Origin of the sequence: Streptomyces spororaveus (assembly GCF_016755875.1) — a bacterium.
In the GTDB taxonomy this organism is placed as follows: Bacteria; Actinomycetota; Actinomycetes; order Streptomycetales; family Streptomycetaceae; genus Streptomyces; species Streptomyces spororaveus.
In genome coordinates, this window is the sequence record NZ_BNED01000005.1 from 1289169 (window position 1) to 1305285 (window position 16117).

Here is a 16117-nt window from a genome sequence, read left to right on the forward strand (position 1 = left end):
GGAGTCTTCGGGGATGTATGCGTCCTGGAACACGTCTCTTCCACGACGCCAAACAGCGCTCCTTTGGTGCACTACCGTCACCCGGTTGAGTGAAGTTTCGCGCCGTCAGCAACTGCCCTTCTTCCTGTTCCTGCAGGTCAGACCAGCGCCACAACGAAATCAGGATCCCTCTTGGTCCCGTCTCTCCGTGGCATGATCCTGCGGCACAGAGAGCTCTGTCGTGGTCACTCAGTGAAGTGAGATGGAGGTCTGATGGCGCTGCCGTCTGACACATTGCTATTCCACCGTCGAGTCTTGATCAGCGCCGCTGTTCGAGCTGGATACGCTCACACCTGCCGGTACGAGGAGCCCGCTGCCCGCCGCGAGATTGCTCGCATGACGGGCGTCGTGATGTCCGTCTGCGGCCCGGGACGTGGTCCGACCACTCCGTCCATGCTGATTGACGCACTACACCGCCCACTTGAAGAGATCGCACCCGAACTCTTCTCTGACGTGGCGGTCCGGGGATTGACGATCCTCCAGAATGGCGATCTCAGTGACGACGTCTACAGCGAAGGCTGCGAAGACATCGTTGAGCTCCTCAGCGGTGGCGTGGACCCGGCCCGCGGGTGGTTGCCCACGTGGGCCTGGATGCATGCCGAGCTGGTCGAGAATGAAGCCTTCCGGCGTATCAATGAGGGTGCGAACGAGGACGAGTACACAGCACACCGCTACTTCGTGGTGAAGAATCCGGCTGGCGCAGAGAGGCAGTTGGCCCAACTCTTCGCCGAGGCGGTGGGGATGCGGAAGTCGGTGCGCTACGTGCCGATTCCTGCCGATCAGGTCTTTCGTGACAAGTACTGGTGGCCGTGCCCTGTCTGCCAATGGCCCATGCATGTGGACGAATTTGAAGTCCGTTGCCGATTCCCGCTGCACGACGCGGTCTACTTCGTACGGCGCGACTCATCCAAGGGCCGGCCGCTGCTGCAGCCCCGTGATGGAGACGTTCCTCGTCAGCCTGCGGCCCGCGTATTCCTGCGTGAGGGACCTGACCGGAGCATGTGCGTAGAGACTGCGGTGTGGCGGCACATCGTCATCTCCGGCGTCTCTGAGGTCTATCTCTTCGAGCGGCTCGACCGACTGAGGCTGCACGGCGTACACGTCGAAATCTGGCCCAACAAAGACCGGATCGACCTTCTTGTGAAGGTGCCCGCTACTGGCTGGGTGAAGACACTGGACGTGAAGGACTACGCATCCGCGGTGTCGCTCGCCGACAAGATCTGCCAGAAGCCGCTGGCTGCGCGCACCATCGTGATTCCCGACTACCGAGGCGAAGCCCAGCGAGACGAGCTGACCGCCCTCTTGCCAAATATGGAGGTCCTGCTGGTGAGTGAGGTCATCAGTCAGGTCAAGGCCCAGATCAGGAAGGCCAAGCGCCAATGATGCGGCAGGCCATCGACGACGAATCAGCACTCGACCGGCGAATCCTTCCAAAGGTCATCGCATGCGCGTGCGCGGTTGCACATGCCTACTTCCCCATCCGATCAGCGGACGGAAGGAGCGGAACCGACCTCGAGCGAGTCTGCTACCTCCTCACCGGTCAATTCGATGCGTGGAGCGAGTACTCGAACCTGCCGCTCGATGACCAGCGCCGCATCAGCCGCATGCTGCGGCAACGACAGAATAGATTGAGCAACGCGGAGTCGTTGCGCATCGACGCCGAACGGTTCCTGAGCACTGGAGCCATCAGCGAATACGTTCTGCTTGATTCAGGTCATCTTGCGGCACGCCATGGCATGCTCCCGACCGAGCTCGCAGATCTACTGCTGGGAGAGATCGAGCGGATCCGCACGGAGCACTCCCAACCCATGTCTGCCGCAAAGCCCGGAGACTACGTAACGACCTTGCGTGTTCCAGTCGCCGGCACGGAGCACACATGGGCCGTGCAGGCGCACTACACACTGGACGAGCGACACTCTGCCCCAGAAATCGACCTGCCCCTCGTCCGAACAGCACCGGCCACGAACGACATCTCCATCAAGCTCGCCGGCTTCATGAATCTCAACGCCGAGTTGGATCAGGACGCAGGCGAAACCTTCCGGACCGAGTCCTTAGGGCAATTGTTCCAACAGCTACGCAGCAGTGACGGGCGGCTGACGGGCGACATCCTTCAGGTAGCCGCCGGTAACCTGCAGGTGCTGCAAGCACCCACCGGCTACGGCAAAAGCGTCTTCATGCGCAGCCTGGGCTCCTGGGCACACCAGCAGGCGATCAACTTGGCCTTGGTGGTGCCGACGACGGTCGCCGCATTGAAGATGGCGTGGGGAATCGAGAAAGACCTATCTGCTCGGGGTGTCAAGGATCCCGGCAGCGTGGTCGTACCGCTCATGTCTCCCAACAGCATGATGGCGGCTGTTGAGCAAGTGGCCGCCGAATCGAAAGACCGCGAGTTCATCGAGTGGGCCGAGCGGCGACTCGGATACGGCTGCGCTCTGCCTTCCTTGGCAACCCTGGACGAAGAGGTCGACGCATGGGTGCCGGGACACGAACACTGCGTCTCCTTGGTGCCCCACCGATCACCCGGAGCAGCGCCTCAGGGCAAGCCTAAGCGAGGTCTCCGGCAAGGGCCGTGCGCGTGTCCCTTCCGACAGGTTTGCGGGAAATTTCGACTCGCCCGCCAAGCCTGCACGGCACAGATCATCGTCACCACCCATGCCAACTTCTACCAAGGTCACCTCCACATCCCGGTCCGTCTGGAGAGCGGCGCCGTCGTGGAGCGCATGACCGTGGAGGAGCTCGTTCTCCGTCGATGCCAGTTCACGGCCTTCGACGAGGTGGACGCCTTTCAGTCTTACGTCCTGGGACGCGCAGGTCGTGGCCTGAACCTTGCCTGGGGAAACCGGCATGAACAGCGGCCGCTCCTCGAGCTGGACACCCAGCTCATCCAGGCATTCGGACGGGTGCGGCCGGCCCTGGACGAGAGCATGCGCAACACGCTGATGCGTACACGTTGGCTTGCCGAGACCTACACCAGCCATCTGGCCCACGGCACCCTGGCCTCCACCTCAGGCCTTGGCTACCCAAGGCGAAGCCCCCACAAGAAGCGCGCGGCCACCCCCGCCCAGGACAAGCGGTGGATCATTCCGCAACGTTGGGACGGCTGGATCACTGGCCAACTGATCGCGCTCTTCGCCAACGACGAAACCTTGATCACCACCGAATTGATCACCACCACACCCAGCCCCAACGATCGAGCAATCCTCGCCGGACTGTACGAGCGCACGGTCAGACTGGACGCCCTCCCGGATCTCCTGAGGCCTCTGGCCGAACTACTCCGCGCAGTCACAGACCCGGACGAGCACGCTGGCAGCCTGTCCCACGTCCGCCGGGAGCTGGAACGCCTCCTGGGCCCTTGGGTCCCCAACCAACAGGTCAGAGCCGATGTCATCGACCGGATGCTCCGCCGAGCCTTCCTCGAGCCGCTGCGTCAGCTCCTGTACCGGTTTGTCCACAACGCTCAGCAGCTGAAACTGGTCGGTGTCGAGGCGGCAAGGGACATCGCAGATGTTCTCGGGCCCTTCAGCGTCTGGCGGGCTATCCCTCATGGTCCAAGGGGCCGGCTCATGTTTGCGTTCACAGAGGACGTTCGTACGGGCAGCCCCGAGGACACCCGTCTCAGTGTCGCCGCCTTCGGCGGAGACCCACACACCTACCTGATCACCCTGGGCCAGATCACAGCCCTGGCACACAGCGGCCATCAGAGAGCAGTGCTCGGGCTCTCCGCCACTTCCTTCGCACCAGGGGCTCACCGCCACCATGTTCACACCCCGCCCACCTGGTGGGTGCCGGACAACGTCGACCATGGTGTGACCGTCGAGGCCGAGCTGTTTCCCGGCCAGGGACAAGACATGCTCCGCATCTCCGGAACCACAGGAAAGGACCGAACAGAGGCCACGAAGCTCCTCGGCCAGCGCATGTGGCCCCGCCTCCGCGGAGAGCTACGGGACCTCGGTGCTCTGAGCACACAGCGTGTCCAAGATTCCGTCCTGCTTGTGACCACGTCGTACGACAGCTGCCAGCACCTCCGCGACGGACTTCTCGCAGCCGGCGCGGAACCAGGACTCATCGCCGTTGCTGTCCGCCCCCGGCCGGAAGACGAACCCGTGGGGCGCGAAGACGAAGCGGCCGAGCCGGTCTGGCATGAGATCCCCGGTGATCAGCTGGAGAGCTTCACCCGGCTCCCGAAGGCCCGCATTCTGATCGCCCCCCTGGGCCGAGCCGAGCGCGGACTGAACATCCTCGCCCCGCAGACCAACAAGTCGGCCATTGGTTCGATCTGGGTGGCGATCCGACCGGTGCCGCTCATCGACGAACCCGATGAGCTACTCGCGCATGTGGGAGCCAGGTCGCTCGACGAGAAGTCTGCTTGCGGCGAGCCCTGGAAGGAGCTCGCCCGACGAGTAAGCGTCGCTGGCAAGTACTTCGAGCAGCTCGTCAACAGCGACCGCTACTTCCGGTCACTGCCCAACCGGGCCAAGAGAGCCATCGCAGCCGAACTGATCATCAGTCTCATCCAGCTCGTTGGCCGCGCACGCCGGGGAGGAACACCGGGGCGCATCAAGCTGGTCGACTACGCCTTCCTTGATGCCAATGGGAATTCCGACCTGCCGCACCTGATCCGTGAACTGCGGAGCGAGTGGTTGCGGACGGGTGCGCTACCTCGGATGCAGAGCCTCTACGGCACCACTCTGGATGCCTTCTTCGCCTTCGCTGACCGCCACACCAGGAAGACCACTCCGTGATCACCACCCTCGCCTTCCTCTTTCCGCACACGGCCCTCGGCAAGATCACGCTCTATCCGCTGGACCGTGAGTTCGGCGAAGCGTGGGGCAACCTCCCCGTCTATGGGGACGCCAAGGGAGGCAAGCCGAGGCGCCCTCCGTACTCGGGGCTCGCCGCTGCACTCAGTGCCGTCTCCGGACAGCCCGTTGTCCTCATGCCCCACAGCTACGACCACCTTGAGGACGAGCTCGCCAGCCCTGCGGTGGCCGTCACCACCCAACCGTTCGACCCGTGGGTACTCAGCACTGCTGTCCAGCAGTGGGAATCGTGCATCCGGAAGGGCGACGACCTCAACACACTCGCCCCGCTCCTGGCGGCTGCCGAGGTTCAGAAGCCGGAGCTCGCCTCCTACGTTCGAGGCTCAGCACAGGGACGCCCCCACGCGCCGGGCTGGTTCTATCGCGTCGCCGCATGGAACTTCGCACAGCGTCTGGCCAGAAAGCCATTGCCGATCCCCAACGGCCCATCGCATCTGAACGTGCGATGGCGCATGGACACCCAGGGCAGCCTCATCAGCTGGGACAACGTCACCAAGCGGACAACGGAACGGCCTAAGCGCACCGGGTACGCCATCCACAAGCTCGACTTTCGTGTGGTCACCCACCCAGGCGAGCCGCTCTTCGCCCTCCATGTCCTCCCCACCTTCAGCCGCCTGGCAACACACTGGGCCGGCACACGCACCGCCTTCATCGACCACGGGAAGAACACCCTGCTGAGGATGCCAATCGGCCACACAAGGAACAGCGCCGGCGAATGGGTCCCCTACGCGCGCAACTACGCCTCGGAGGTGGTCGAGGCCTGCGGCATGGGGTTCGCCGAGTGGCCATCCAACGACGACCTGACCAAACTCGCCGGCGGCGTCCGCGCCCTCGTCCCGGGACCCATCTCGCACCCCCTGGGGAAGGGAGTAGGCACGCGATTCAACAGCGTGCTCGCCGATCACATCACGGAGACGATCCAACGTCCGAAGATCACACAGATCAGCTTTGACCGCACAGGCATCGAGCTCGTCCGTCCGACGAAGGGAGCCATCTCCAGCGAACACCTGGATCACGCCCTGACCGCCACGGGCCGCAGCCACGTACGCGTCATCGCCCTCTACAACGAGGGCACGACACGCCGGCGGATGCTCGAGACCCTCGCGCCGTACGCAGGGGATCCAGCAGGACTGGCCGCGTGCAGCGACGGCGACGACCATCAGCTCACTGCGCGTCTCGCAGTGCGTTTCCAGCGACTGCGGGCGATCGACCGCATCGAGCAGGTCGACTGGGATCACGAGCTGACCTTCCTGGATGATCTCAAGGACGGTGCCCTCAATGGTGCCTGGGTCGAGACCATCTGGAATCCGAAGCCAACCAAGCGTGAGCGGGAGGCCAACCAGCACCGGCACGACCATAAGCGCGATCTACGTCTTGCCCTGTACCGCCGCGATGTCGTATCCCAGTTCCTCGCCCGCCTACCGGATTCCGAGGAGGGCAGTGACGAGCCGACCGCAGACGAAGAAGCTGCCAAGGACTTCAAGGCCCTCAACGCGCTGCGTGACCTCTTGTTCCGGCTCGGAGCCGTGGACAACCGACTCGCCCAGGTCACTCAGTTCACCGATGAACCCATCCTCGTCGGCATTCACCTGCGCCAGCAGCGCGTCAGCAACCGTCGACCCGGCGGCGCGGACCGGACTCAAATGGTCGAGGTACTCACCGCCCTCCACACCACCAGCAGTCCCGAGCGCGCATGGCACCTCGAGTCATATGACCACACGACGCACGACTGGCTCCAGCAGGCCGAGGCCGAAGCAGCTTTCGGGCGCGGACCCATTGGCCGGCCGGGCCATGCCCGCCACGAGGAAGGAGCGCTCCTCACCCGGCACCACATCGAGGCTGCGCTCAAGCTGCTGCCCAGCGACCGCCCGCTGATCATCTTTGTTAACACCGAGGCATGCCGCACGATCTGGCCCGGACTGCAGAACATGCACTTCGGTGCGGGCGAACTGCCTGGAGACAACCTCCGAACCGATACTCGCTCTGTTGCCATCGTCGCCATCAACACTGCCTATGGCGAGGTTCCGACCCCAGTGGTGAACGCGGCCAGCAATCGCAAGAACCCTAAGCGGCCCCCCAAGCCTCGGGAGTACCTGTACCGGCGCACCAGCGGCACGGGGACCCCCACCTGGTACATCGCCCAAGCCTCCCGCAGCTACGACGGATTCGGGAGCGCGGGCAGCATCGGCGGCGTCCACACGCGCTTCACGATCCCAACGGACGAGGAAAGCCTCCAGCGCAAGGACTGGCACAGCTTCACTGCGGTCCAAATCACGGTCCCGAACGCCGACGGACGCGACCCCGAACACCTCGCCGGACTGGCAGCCCAGCTCTGCCACCAGTCACTCGCCTGGGACGCACGCACACGCCACCCGGTGCCCCTCCACATCGCCGGAGCCATCGACCGCGCCCATCCGGAGTACCGCGGCCCCAGCATCGAACCCACCGAGGCTCCAGGCGCGGAGAGTGACGAGCCCTAGTGGCCTGACTCAGAGAATCGTCGTGCGGGACCTAGTAGCCGCCCACTGCCACCACATCTCCGACTCATGGTCCCGAGGGAAGGCATGCCCTGCTTCGACGAGCGTTCAGGGCCTGCTTCGACGTCCCGCTTGTCGGCTTCCTACAAGCAGTGACGCCCAGGCGATCAGGCTCTCGGTCCGGCCCTTGCGAAGCGCAGTGGGCAACCCGACCGGCACGTAGCCGGGAACAACTTCCAGGCAAGCGCCGATCGCCGACGAGGTCGATTCGACGTCTGCACCTTCCCGAAGAGTCACCTGACGCACCGTCAGCAAAGTCAGCATTGGGTCAGCATTCGTCGACACACACCCACCCACGGACGCCCACAGAAGGGGAAGGCCCCGCACCATCGAAGGGCAAGCGCGGGGCGTGATCGAAAGCGCCGAGGCTTCGACAACCGGAAGGCGCACGACCCACGCCCCGCGAGACCGCATCTCTCTAGTTATCGCAGGTCAGCGCACTCGGCCGCGTGGTTTGAGGTGGGCCGGGGGCAGGTCAGGGGCCGGAAGTGAAGGGCCGTCATACCCCTTCACCTCGCCGAATCTCGACCCATTCATCCAGTCCTCGCGGGCCTGTGCGATATCCTGGTGGGACCGGCCAATCCAGTTCCAGAACATCACGATCTCCTCCTCGAACGGCTCGCCGCCCAGGAGCATCAGGCTCGCGTCCGACGTTGCCCTGAGGGGGAGTTCGGTGCGGCCGCAGCCGAGGTAGAGCATCGAGCCCGGGAGGACCGGGACGCCGTCCACATGGGCCTCGCCCGACATCGACAGGACCGCGTACTCGAAGTCCGGGTCCAGCGGGAGCCGGGTTTCCGTGCCCGACGCGAGGGTCAGGTCCGCGCCCACGATCGGGCTGTACGCCGTGCCCGGCGACGTCGCCGTGTCCAGGGTGCCCAGGATGACCGTCGCCATCAGGCCCGGGGCCGTCACCCGCGGGAGGTCGGCGTGGTGCTGGAAGTGCGGCTCCACGTTGCGGTGGGCGTCCGGCAGGGCCACCCACAGCTGGGCGCCGTGCAGGAAGCGGGCGTGCGGGCGCGGGCTCTCCTCCGAGTGGCTGATCCCGCGCCCGGAGGTCATCAGGCCCAGTTCGCGGGGCCGGATCGTCTCCAGGCTGCCGACGCTGTCGCGGTGCAGCACCTCGCCCTCGTGCAGCCAGCTCACCGTCTGGAGCCCGGAGTGCGGGTGCGGTGCGACCTGCATGCCGGGCTCGTCGGCGATGTCGTCCGGGCCGTAGTGGTCCACGAAGCACCAGGCGCCCACCATGCGGCGGCCCAGGTTGGGCAGGAGCCGGCGGACCTCGGTGGACTCCCCGAGCTTGACCGTGCGCGGGCTGAGGAGCTCGCGCACCGGTTCGGCGACGACGAAGCCGCGGCCGCCGCAGGCGGAGAGAGCGGGCTGGCGATCGAGATTGCTCATGTGGACAACCTAGCCCCGAGGCGGTGGCGGCGGAGAGCGGAATGTTCCACCGCCAGGGCGTGTTGGAGGCAACGCACGGATCACCTGAACGGCGGAAGGGACACGATGGACGCGCCGACGACGTACTTCGAGCACGGGACGGCAGCCGAGCGCTGGGCGCGCGCCCAGCTCTTCTTCGACGCGAAGGAGTACGCGACGGCCGCCCGCATCCTGGAGGGCCTGGCGGGTGAGGCCCCCGAGCAGCTGGCCCCCCGGATGCTGCTGGCCCGCGCCTACTACCACTCCGCCCAGCTGTCCCGCGCCGAGCGCGAGCTGCGCGCCGTCCTGGAGCGCTGGCCGGTGGAGGACTACGCACAGCTGATGCTCGGTCGCACCCTGGAGCGCCTGGGGCGGGCCGCCGAGGCCCGGCCCCACCTGCGGATGGCGGCCGCCATGGCCGGCGAGTTCCCCGAGTAGCGCGCCGTCCGGCCCCGCGCGTGCGGGGTCGGGCCCCCGGCTCGGATAGCCTGGGGCCCATATGAACCGCCTCACCACACCCTTCGGCTCCTACGAGCTCAGCCGCTTCCCCGAGGACCCGCGCGACCGGCTCCGCGCCTGGGACGCCGCCGACGAGTACCTGCTGCGCCACCTCGACTCCGGTACCGGGGAACGCGGGCCGGTGGACCTGGCCGCCGCCGCCGGCCAGATCACCGTGCTCGGGGACCGCTGGGGGACGCTGACGACGGCGCTCGCCGCGTACCGCCCGACGCAGATCACCGACTCCGCCCTCACCCGCGCCTCCACCGCCGCGAACCTGGACCGGGCCGGTATCGGGACGTCCAAGTCGACGGTCACCCTGCTGACCACCCAGGACCCGCCGCCGGAGCGGATCGACGTCCTGCTGGTGCGGGTACCGAAGAGCCTGGCGCTGCTGGAGGACCAGCTGTACCGGCTGGCCCCGCACGTGCACGCGGGCACCGTCGTCGTCGGCGCCGGCATGGTCAAGGAGATCCACACCTCCACGCTGCGCCTCTTCGAGAAGATCCTCGGCCCTACGCGGACCTCGCTCGCGGAAAAGAAGGCGCGGCTGATCTTCTGCACGCCGGGCACTCCCGGGGCGACCCGTCCCACGTCCGCCGGGCCGTGGCCGCTGACGTACACGGTGGACGAGGACGCTGGCTCCGCCTCCGGCCTGTCCGTCGTCAACCACGCGGGCATCTTCTGCGCGGACCGGCTGGACGTCGGCACCCGCTTCTTCCTGCAGAACCTGCCGACCAACACCGACGGCGCCCGGGTCGTGGACCTGGGCTGCGGGAACGGCGTCGTCGGCACGGCCGTCCAGGCCCACGACCCGGATGCCGAGGTCGTCTTCACCGACGAGTCCTACCAGGCGGTCGCCTCGGCGCGGGCGACCTACCGGGCGAACATCCGGGAGGGCCGGCGCACCGCCGAGTTCCACGTCGGCGACGGGGTGGCGATGCTCGCCCCCGGCTCCGCGGACCTGGTGCTGAGCAATCCGCCGTTCCACTCCCACCAGGCCACGACGGACGCGACGGCGCTGCGGATGTTCGCGCAGTCGCGCAAGGTGCTGCGGCCGGGCGGCGAACTGTGGATCGTCGCCAACCGGCACATGGGCTACCACACCCATCTGCGCCGGCTGTTCGGCAACAGCGAAGTCGTCGCGAGCGAGCCGAAGTTCGTGGTCCTGCGGGCGGTCAAGCAGGATCGCCCGCGGCCCATGTGACCTGCCCGGGGCACTGCCCCCGGCGGTGGCCGGGGGCGTCCTACACTCTGGCGCGTGAGCAGCCAGGTGGAGGACGGAAGCGGTGGCGGTCGCTACCGCCGCGAGGACGTGGCCCGGGCGGCGGGCGTCAAGGTGCGCAACCTGCGCTACTACCAGGAGCGCGGGTTGCTGCCGCCGCCGCGCCGGGAGGGCCGGATCGCCTGGTACTCCGACGATCACCTGACCCGGCTGCGGCTGATCAGCGATCTGCTGGGGCGCGGTTACACCGTCAAGGGCATCGCCGAGCTCCTGCACGCGTGGGAGCAGGGCGGCGGCCTGTCTCGACTGCTGGGCCTGGAACGGGAGATGACCCGGGACTGGGTGCAGGAGGAGCCGGTGACGATGACCCGGGCCGAGCTGCGGGAGCTGTTCGGGCCGACGGCGACCGCCGCTGACACCCGGCGTGCGGCGGAGCTCGGCTATGTGACGGTCGACGGGGACCTGGTCACGTACCCGAGCCGGCGGTTGCTGGAGGCGACGCTGACGCTGGTGCGGCAGGGGGTGCCGCTCACGGAGATCCTGGATGCCGGCGCGTTCGTGCAGGCGCAGGCGGCGGCGGTCGCGGACCGGTTCGTGGGGCTGTTCCGGCGCTATGTGATCGACGCGGCGGGCTTGGACGGCCTGGAGGGTCTGGAACGACTTTCGGCCACGCAGCTACGGCACATCACGGCGGCCGTGGCGGCCCTGCGACCGGTGGCCGGTGAGGTGGTGACGTCGGAGTTCGCGCGGGCGATGGCCCGGCGGGTGGACGCGGAGGTCGCCGAACTGCTGCGTACGGAGAAGTAGGAGTCGGCTCAAAGGGTGCACTCGCACAACCTTGCCAACCCCCATTGGCACTCTTACATTCAACTCGTCGGTAACAACGGTGCACCGCCGAAATAAGGGACACCCTCATGACCGGTTCCCCCCATTTATCCGACCGTTTCGATCCTTCCGATCCTTCGCATCCCTCCGACCTTTCCGGCGATGATTCCGGCCGCGTCCGCTGGCGGCGGTTCGCCGTTCTGACCCTCCCCGCCGTCGCCGTGACCGCCGGTCTCGGCCTCGCCCTCGCGCAGGGCGTGCTGGCCGCCTCTTTCGCCGTATCGGGACAGCAGTTCAAGGTGTCGGCGAGCAGCCTGGAGGGCGAGGGCTTCGCCCAGTACGGCAGCGTGGACGTCAACGCCCGCGAGGAGCTCATCCCGGTGGCCGTCACCGCCATCAGGGAGGCCAAGCTCCACAGTCTCTGCCAGTCCGTGGTCACCACGCTTCCGGTGATCGGGGACATCTCGCTCAACCTCACCGCCGGTCGCAAGGCCCCGGTGGAGGCGAGCAACCTCTTCGTCGACGCGACCCAGCTCTCGGGCGACGCCGTCTTCAGCAACATCGAGATCGGGCGCGACGCCTCCACCCTCGACAAGGGTCCGGCCGACGCCCAGGGGATGCAGGACCTCTTCGCCCAGCAGGCCGACACGGTCAGCATCACCGATCTCCAGCAGACGGCATGGGCGACGAACGCCGGCACCTTCAAGCTCACCGGGCTCAGCATGAACGTCAGCAAGGGCAAGAAGGAATGCTTCTGAGCCTGCGTCGGCGCTGGCGGCGGTGGCGGCGCAGCAGGCCCTTCTGGGGCGGGCTGTTCGCGATCCTGGCCGGGTCGTGGATCTGCGTCCTGCCGCTGGCACCGCTGAAGATCATGCTCCAGCAGGGGGTGGCGGGGATCCCGTCCGTCCTGATGGGCATCGTGATGATCGTGCTCGGGCTCACCGCCTGGTTCTCTCCGGCTCAGCGCTCACTCGCGGGTGTCCTCACCACCCTGATCGCCACTGCCGCACTGGTCCTGTCGAATCTGGGCGGGTTCCTGATCGGCACCCTGCTCGGCATCCTCGGCGGCGGCCTGATGTTCGCCTGGCAGCCGCACGCCGTCCGCCGCGCCCAGAACGCGGAGTCCGCCCCGGCCGCGCCACCTCCCCCCACCCCGCACCACGATCCCCAAGGAGCACAGCCATGAGCCGTACGCGCACCGCGCTCGCCCTCGGGACGGCCGCCGCCGGAGCCATCGCGCTCGCCTCGGTCACCGCCTCCGCCGCGCCCTTACCCCTGGCCGGGTCGACCACCGTCACCCCGGCCGGGCACGCGTTCCGGGCCACCCTCAGCGGGAAGGCCACCCTCAAGGCCGGTTCGGTCACCGTGACCTGTACGGTCTCCGTCGCCACCGGCAGCGTGCCGGGAGCCCCCGGCAACAACAACCCGGCCGGGCCCGTGTCCGCGCCGATCTCGGCGCCCACCTACAGCTCGTGCACCTCCAGCATGTGGGGGGTGACGCCCACGGTCACCACCAGCGGTGCCTGGTCGGTGTCGATGCAGGACGGCGCCCCGATCAGCGCCACCATGGGCCTGCCGGTCGGCGGTCTGGTGGTCCAGACGAGCGGGCTCGCCTCCTGTACGGTCACCGCCGCCCCCACCGCCCCGGCGTCCGTCGGCGGCACCTGGGCCAACGGCGCTCCGTCGACCCTGACCTTCACGAACGCCTCCGTACCGGTCACGGTCACCGGCGGCTTCGGCTGCCCGACGAGCGCGACCACGTCCACCTTCAACGCGGTCTACAAGGTCGCCGACACCACCGATCCGGCGCAGCAGATCACCGTCGGCCCCTGAGCGGCCCGGCCCGACCGGCCGGCCAGGCCGGCTTCCGGCCCGCCGGCCCCCGGAGGAATCCGGGGGCCGGCGGGCCGCCGTGCGCGGTGCGACCTCGCGCCGCTGCGCCCCGCACCGTCAGCGGTGTGCGGCGAACTCCGTCACCTGCTGGTAGGTGGGCCGGTTCTGCCAGTTGATCTGCGGATGCGCGAGCCCGCCGACCGGGCGCTGCACGATCGAGTCGGCGCACCACTGGTTGCCGGCCGCGCAGGTCCCGTCGGCCGGGTAGACGGCCGCGGGGGTGGCGGCGGCCGCCTGCTTCAGTGTCGTGGCCACGGCGTCGCGGCACGCGGGGAGCGAGCCGCCCCCGCAGTAGACCTGGGACGGCGGATCGGCGACCGGCCGCCCGAGCACCATGCGCAGGTCCTCGTCGGCGTAGCCCCACCAGCCGTACTGGAAGGCCGATCCGGCATGGGACCCGGTGGGCCCGTGGCCCGCGTTGGGTGCCTCGTCGACGGTCAGCGAGGCCCGCAGGGCGTCGTAGAGCGGTGCCCCGAGACCCGGCTCGAACTCGGCCTCGATCAGCAGCGGCCACCAGGCGTCCATGATCCGGACGGCGTCCGCGTGCGCGTACGTCCGGGAACCCTGGGCGGTCTCCTTGCGCTTGGCTCCGCTCGCCTGCCAGGCCTCCAGTTTGCCCATCGCCGCGCTCACCGCCGGATCGGTGACCGGTGCGCTGCGCAGGACGGCGAGCAGCTCGGGCAGCAGGTTCTCGGCCCGCAGGTCGGTGACGGCGGCCTCGGCCATGGCCTGGGTCAGCGTGGCCCGGGTCACCCCGCCCGCCGCGACGAGTGCGCGGACGCGCCGGTCGAGGAGGTCGCCCCGGTGCACGGCGCCCATGCCGAAGCCGGCCGCCCCGTAGTCCTTGGCCTGCTTGTTGTTCCAGCTGATGTAGTAGTCCTGGCCGATGGACCGCGGGTGCTCGGCGAAGGGGGTGTAGGCGGCGGTGTTCGCGGCCGGGTCGAAGCCCTGCCACTCGTACTGCTGCCGGGCGAGCACGGGCAGGGCGGCGTCGACTCCGGGCGCCCGGACCGGGTTCGACCCGCTGTTGTAGTACGCCGCTTCGCGCGAGTCGGCGTAGAACCAGTTGAAGGCGTAGCCGATGTGTTCGGCGGCCTGCTGGAAGGTGCGGGCGTCCTTGACGTAGGAGGGGTCGTTCAGCATCTGGAAGCCGATGATCGAGTCGGCCTCGTGGCGGTACGTGGAGCGCAGCGCCGCGTAGGCGACGGGTTTGCCCGCGACGGTGGCCCGGTGCGTGACGATGCCGTAGTGGGTGCGCCACACCTGCATCCGGTAGGAGCCGTCGGGGGTCGGGTCGGCGACGGACTTCTTCCAGGTGTTGGTGCGCTCCAGCTTCTCCATGGGCGTGCAGGTGCCGCGGTAGAGGTAGTGCGCACTGGCCTTGGTGGGCGCCTGCCCGCCCGGTTCGCACAGCTCCACGGCGAAGGTGTCGGTGATGTCCTGCCCGGCGGAGGTGGCGCTCCACGCGTAGTCCTGGCCGCGGCCGAGCTGGACGTACATGCTGACGCCCGCGAAGGAGGCGCCGCGGGCGCTGATCCCGGGTCCCTGGAGCTCCTGGAGCATGAGGAGCTGGGGTGCGAGGTAGCCGGTCTGCGGGCCGAACACGGCCACCGGGTGGCCGCTCGCGGTGTGCGCTCCGGAAACGAGCAGGGCGTTGGACATGCTCTGCTTGACCGGCTTCGGCGGGTCGGCGGCCTCCTTGGCGGTCGCCGCGCCCGTACGGTCGTACACGAGCTGCTCGGCGACGGCGGATCCGGCGTCCGGGAGCGCCGAGCCCTGCGGGTTCGCGGGCTTCTGGGCGTAGGGGAAGCTCGTACCGTCGTGGACGGTGAGCACGGCCTCGGGGTCGTTGCGCTGGCGGAAGGACTCCCAGACCCGGGTGCCCTCCTCCAGACCGTACTTCTGCTGGGCGGCCAGCAGGGACAGCGCGGCCTGGACCTCGCCGCCTCCGCCGCCGCCGAAGAGGCCGCCGACGACGGAGGCGAGGGCGATCAGGTCGGTGATCCTGAAGGGCTGGATCTCACCGGCGTTGGTGATCGAGTCGATGTGCCCGGTGAGGACGTACTCGCCGGGGAAGTAGCGGCCGCTCTTGGACTGGGTGCGGTAGAGGTTGATGCCGTCCACGTACGCTTGGGCGTCCTCCATCGCGAGGCGTCCGCGCTCGCCCTCCGTGGTGCGGATCCGGTCCACCTGGGCCTGGAGGTCGGCCTCGGTGTACGGGGCCTGCGGCCAGAACTGCTGCTCCAGGCCCTGGTTGGCGAGGGCGCCGCCGGCGAAGGGGGTCAGGTCCCCGCGGCCGACGTGCCGGAAGAGGTCCATCTGCCAGAGGCGGTCCTGGGCCGCGGCATAGCCCGCGCCGAAGGAAGTGCCGTAGCGGGTGGTGCCCTTGATGTGGGGGACGCCGGTCTTCTTGTCGCGGGTGATGGTGACGTCGGGGCGCGGGCTGCTGGTGGACTCGACCTGATCGGCGGGAACTCCGAAGGAGGCGTTGTTGAAGAAGTCGTTGACCTTGGCGTCGGTGAGCCCGGGATAGCCGGCCACCAGGGAGTCGTAGCGGGCCAGTTGGTCCGAGGCGTGGGCCGGCATGGTCCCGAAGGCCTTGTGCAGCAGGATCTGGGTGAGCGTCGCGTTGCCGTTCTGGCCGGGCGGCAGGATGTCGGAGCACTGGTTGCCGCAGTAGTCGGCGACGGGAAGCGGTACGGGGTCGTCGGCGGCGGCCGCGGCCGCGGGGGCGAGGGGGGACACGAGGGCAGCGCCGAGGGCGATCAGCCCGGCGGCGACGGCGGTTCTCATGCGTGCGGTGGGACGTCGCATACGTGCTCCTCCGTGGGGGGCAGGAACCGGTCACGGGGAGGGTACTGGCG

At 68.2% G+C, this 16117-nt stretch carries 11 protein-coding genes; 9 read left to right on the plus strand and 2 right to left on the minus strand.

Annotated elements, in window-relative coordinates; translation table 11 throughout:
• Positions 1 to 252: 252 nt before the first annotated feature.
• From Sspor_RS08735 to Sspor_RS08745, 3 genes are read left to right on the plus strand one after another with little or no spacing between them, the layout of a single operon-like run.
• Positions 253 to 1422: a restriction endonuclease-related protein gene (locus Sspor_RS08735; protein WP_202198519.1), complete on the plus strand. Its 1170-nt coding sequence runs from the start codon at positions 253 to 255 to the stop codon at positions 1420 to 1422.
• On the plus strand, positions 1419 to 4781 hold the full coding sequence (locus Sspor_RS08740) for a hypothetical protein (protein WP_202198520.1): 3363 nt from the start codon (positions 1419 to 1421) through the stop codon (positions 4779 to 4781). Before Sspor_RS08735 ends, Sspor_RS08740 begins: the two co-directional genes overlap by 4 nt.
• Positions 4778 to 7339, plus strand: coding sequence for an RNaseH domain-containing protein (locus Sspor_RS08745; protein ID WP_202198521.1), 2562 nt, complete (start codon positions 4778 to 4780; stop codon positions 7337 to 7339). The genes Sspor_RS08740 and Sspor_RS08745 overlap by 4 nt, the downstream gene beginning before the upstream one ends.
• A 489-nt stretch (positions 7340 to 7828) precedes the next feature.
• Here Sspor_RS08745 and Sspor_RS08750 read toward each other — a convergent pair whose 3' ends face one another.
• Positions 7829 to 8794, minus strand: coding sequence for a pirin family protein (locus Sspor_RS08750; protein ID WP_202198522.1), 966 nt, complete (start codon positions 8792 to 8794; stop codon positions 7829 to 7831).
• 105 nt (positions 8795 to 8899) lie between these two features.
• Here Sspor_RS08750 and Sspor_RS08755 point away from each other — a divergent pair, with 105 nt between their 5' ends.
• From Sspor_RS08755 to Sspor_RS08780, 6 genes are all read left to right on the plus strand, one after another.
• Positions 8900 to 9250, plus strand: a complete 351-nt coding sequence (locus Sspor_RS08755) for a tetratricopeptide repeat protein (RefSeq protein WP_202198523.1) — start codon at positions 8900 to 8902, stop codon at positions 9248 to 9250.
• 61 nt (positions 9251 to 9311) lie between these two features.
• Positions 9312 to 10517 (plus strand): methyltransferase, encoded by a 1206-nt coding sequence (locus tag Sspor_RS08760; RefSeq protein ID WP_202198524.1) that lies wholly within the window; start codon positions 9312 to 9314, stop codon positions 10515 to 10517.
• Positions 10518 to 10571: 54 nt separating this feature from the next.
• On the plus strand, positions 10572 to 11342 hold the full coding sequence (locus Sspor_RS08765; RefSeq protein ID WP_237403760.1) for a MerR family transcriptional regulator: 771 nt from the start codon (positions 10572 to 10574) through the stop codon (positions 11340 to 11342).
• A 218-nt stretch (positions 11343 to 11560) separates the two neighbouring features.
• Positions 11561 to 12118: a DUF6230 family protein gene (locus Sspor_RS08770; protein ID WP_202203559.1), complete on the plus strand. Its 558-nt coding sequence runs from the start codon at positions 11561 to 11563 to the stop codon at positions 12116 to 12118.
• Positions 12109 to 12546, plus strand: a complete 438-nt coding sequence (locus Sspor_RS08775; RefSeq protein WP_237403761.1) for a DUF6114 domain-containing protein — start codon at positions 12109 to 12111, stop codon at positions 12544 to 12546. Before Sspor_RS08770 ends, Sspor_RS08775 begins: the two co-directional genes overlap by 10 nt.
• The gene (locus Sspor_RS08780) at positions 12543 to 13193 is read left to right on the plus strand and encodes a hypothetical protein (protein ID WP_202198526.1); all 651 of its coding nucleotides are present in this window, start codon (positions 12543 to 12545) and stop codon (positions 13191 to 13193) included. Before Sspor_RS08775 ends, Sspor_RS08780 begins: the two co-directional genes overlap by 4 nt.
• A gap of 117 nt (positions 13194 to 13310) precedes the next feature.
• Here the strand turns inward: Sspor_RS08780 and Sspor_RS08785 are convergent, their stop codons facing one another.
• On the minus strand, positions 13311 to 16067 hold the full coding sequence (locus Sspor_RS08785) for a penicillin acylase family protein (RefSeq protein ID WP_202198527.1): 2757 nt from the start codon (positions 16065 to 16067) through the stop codon (positions 13311 to 13313).
• Between the last annotated feature and the right edge of the window lie 50 nt (positions 16068 to 16117).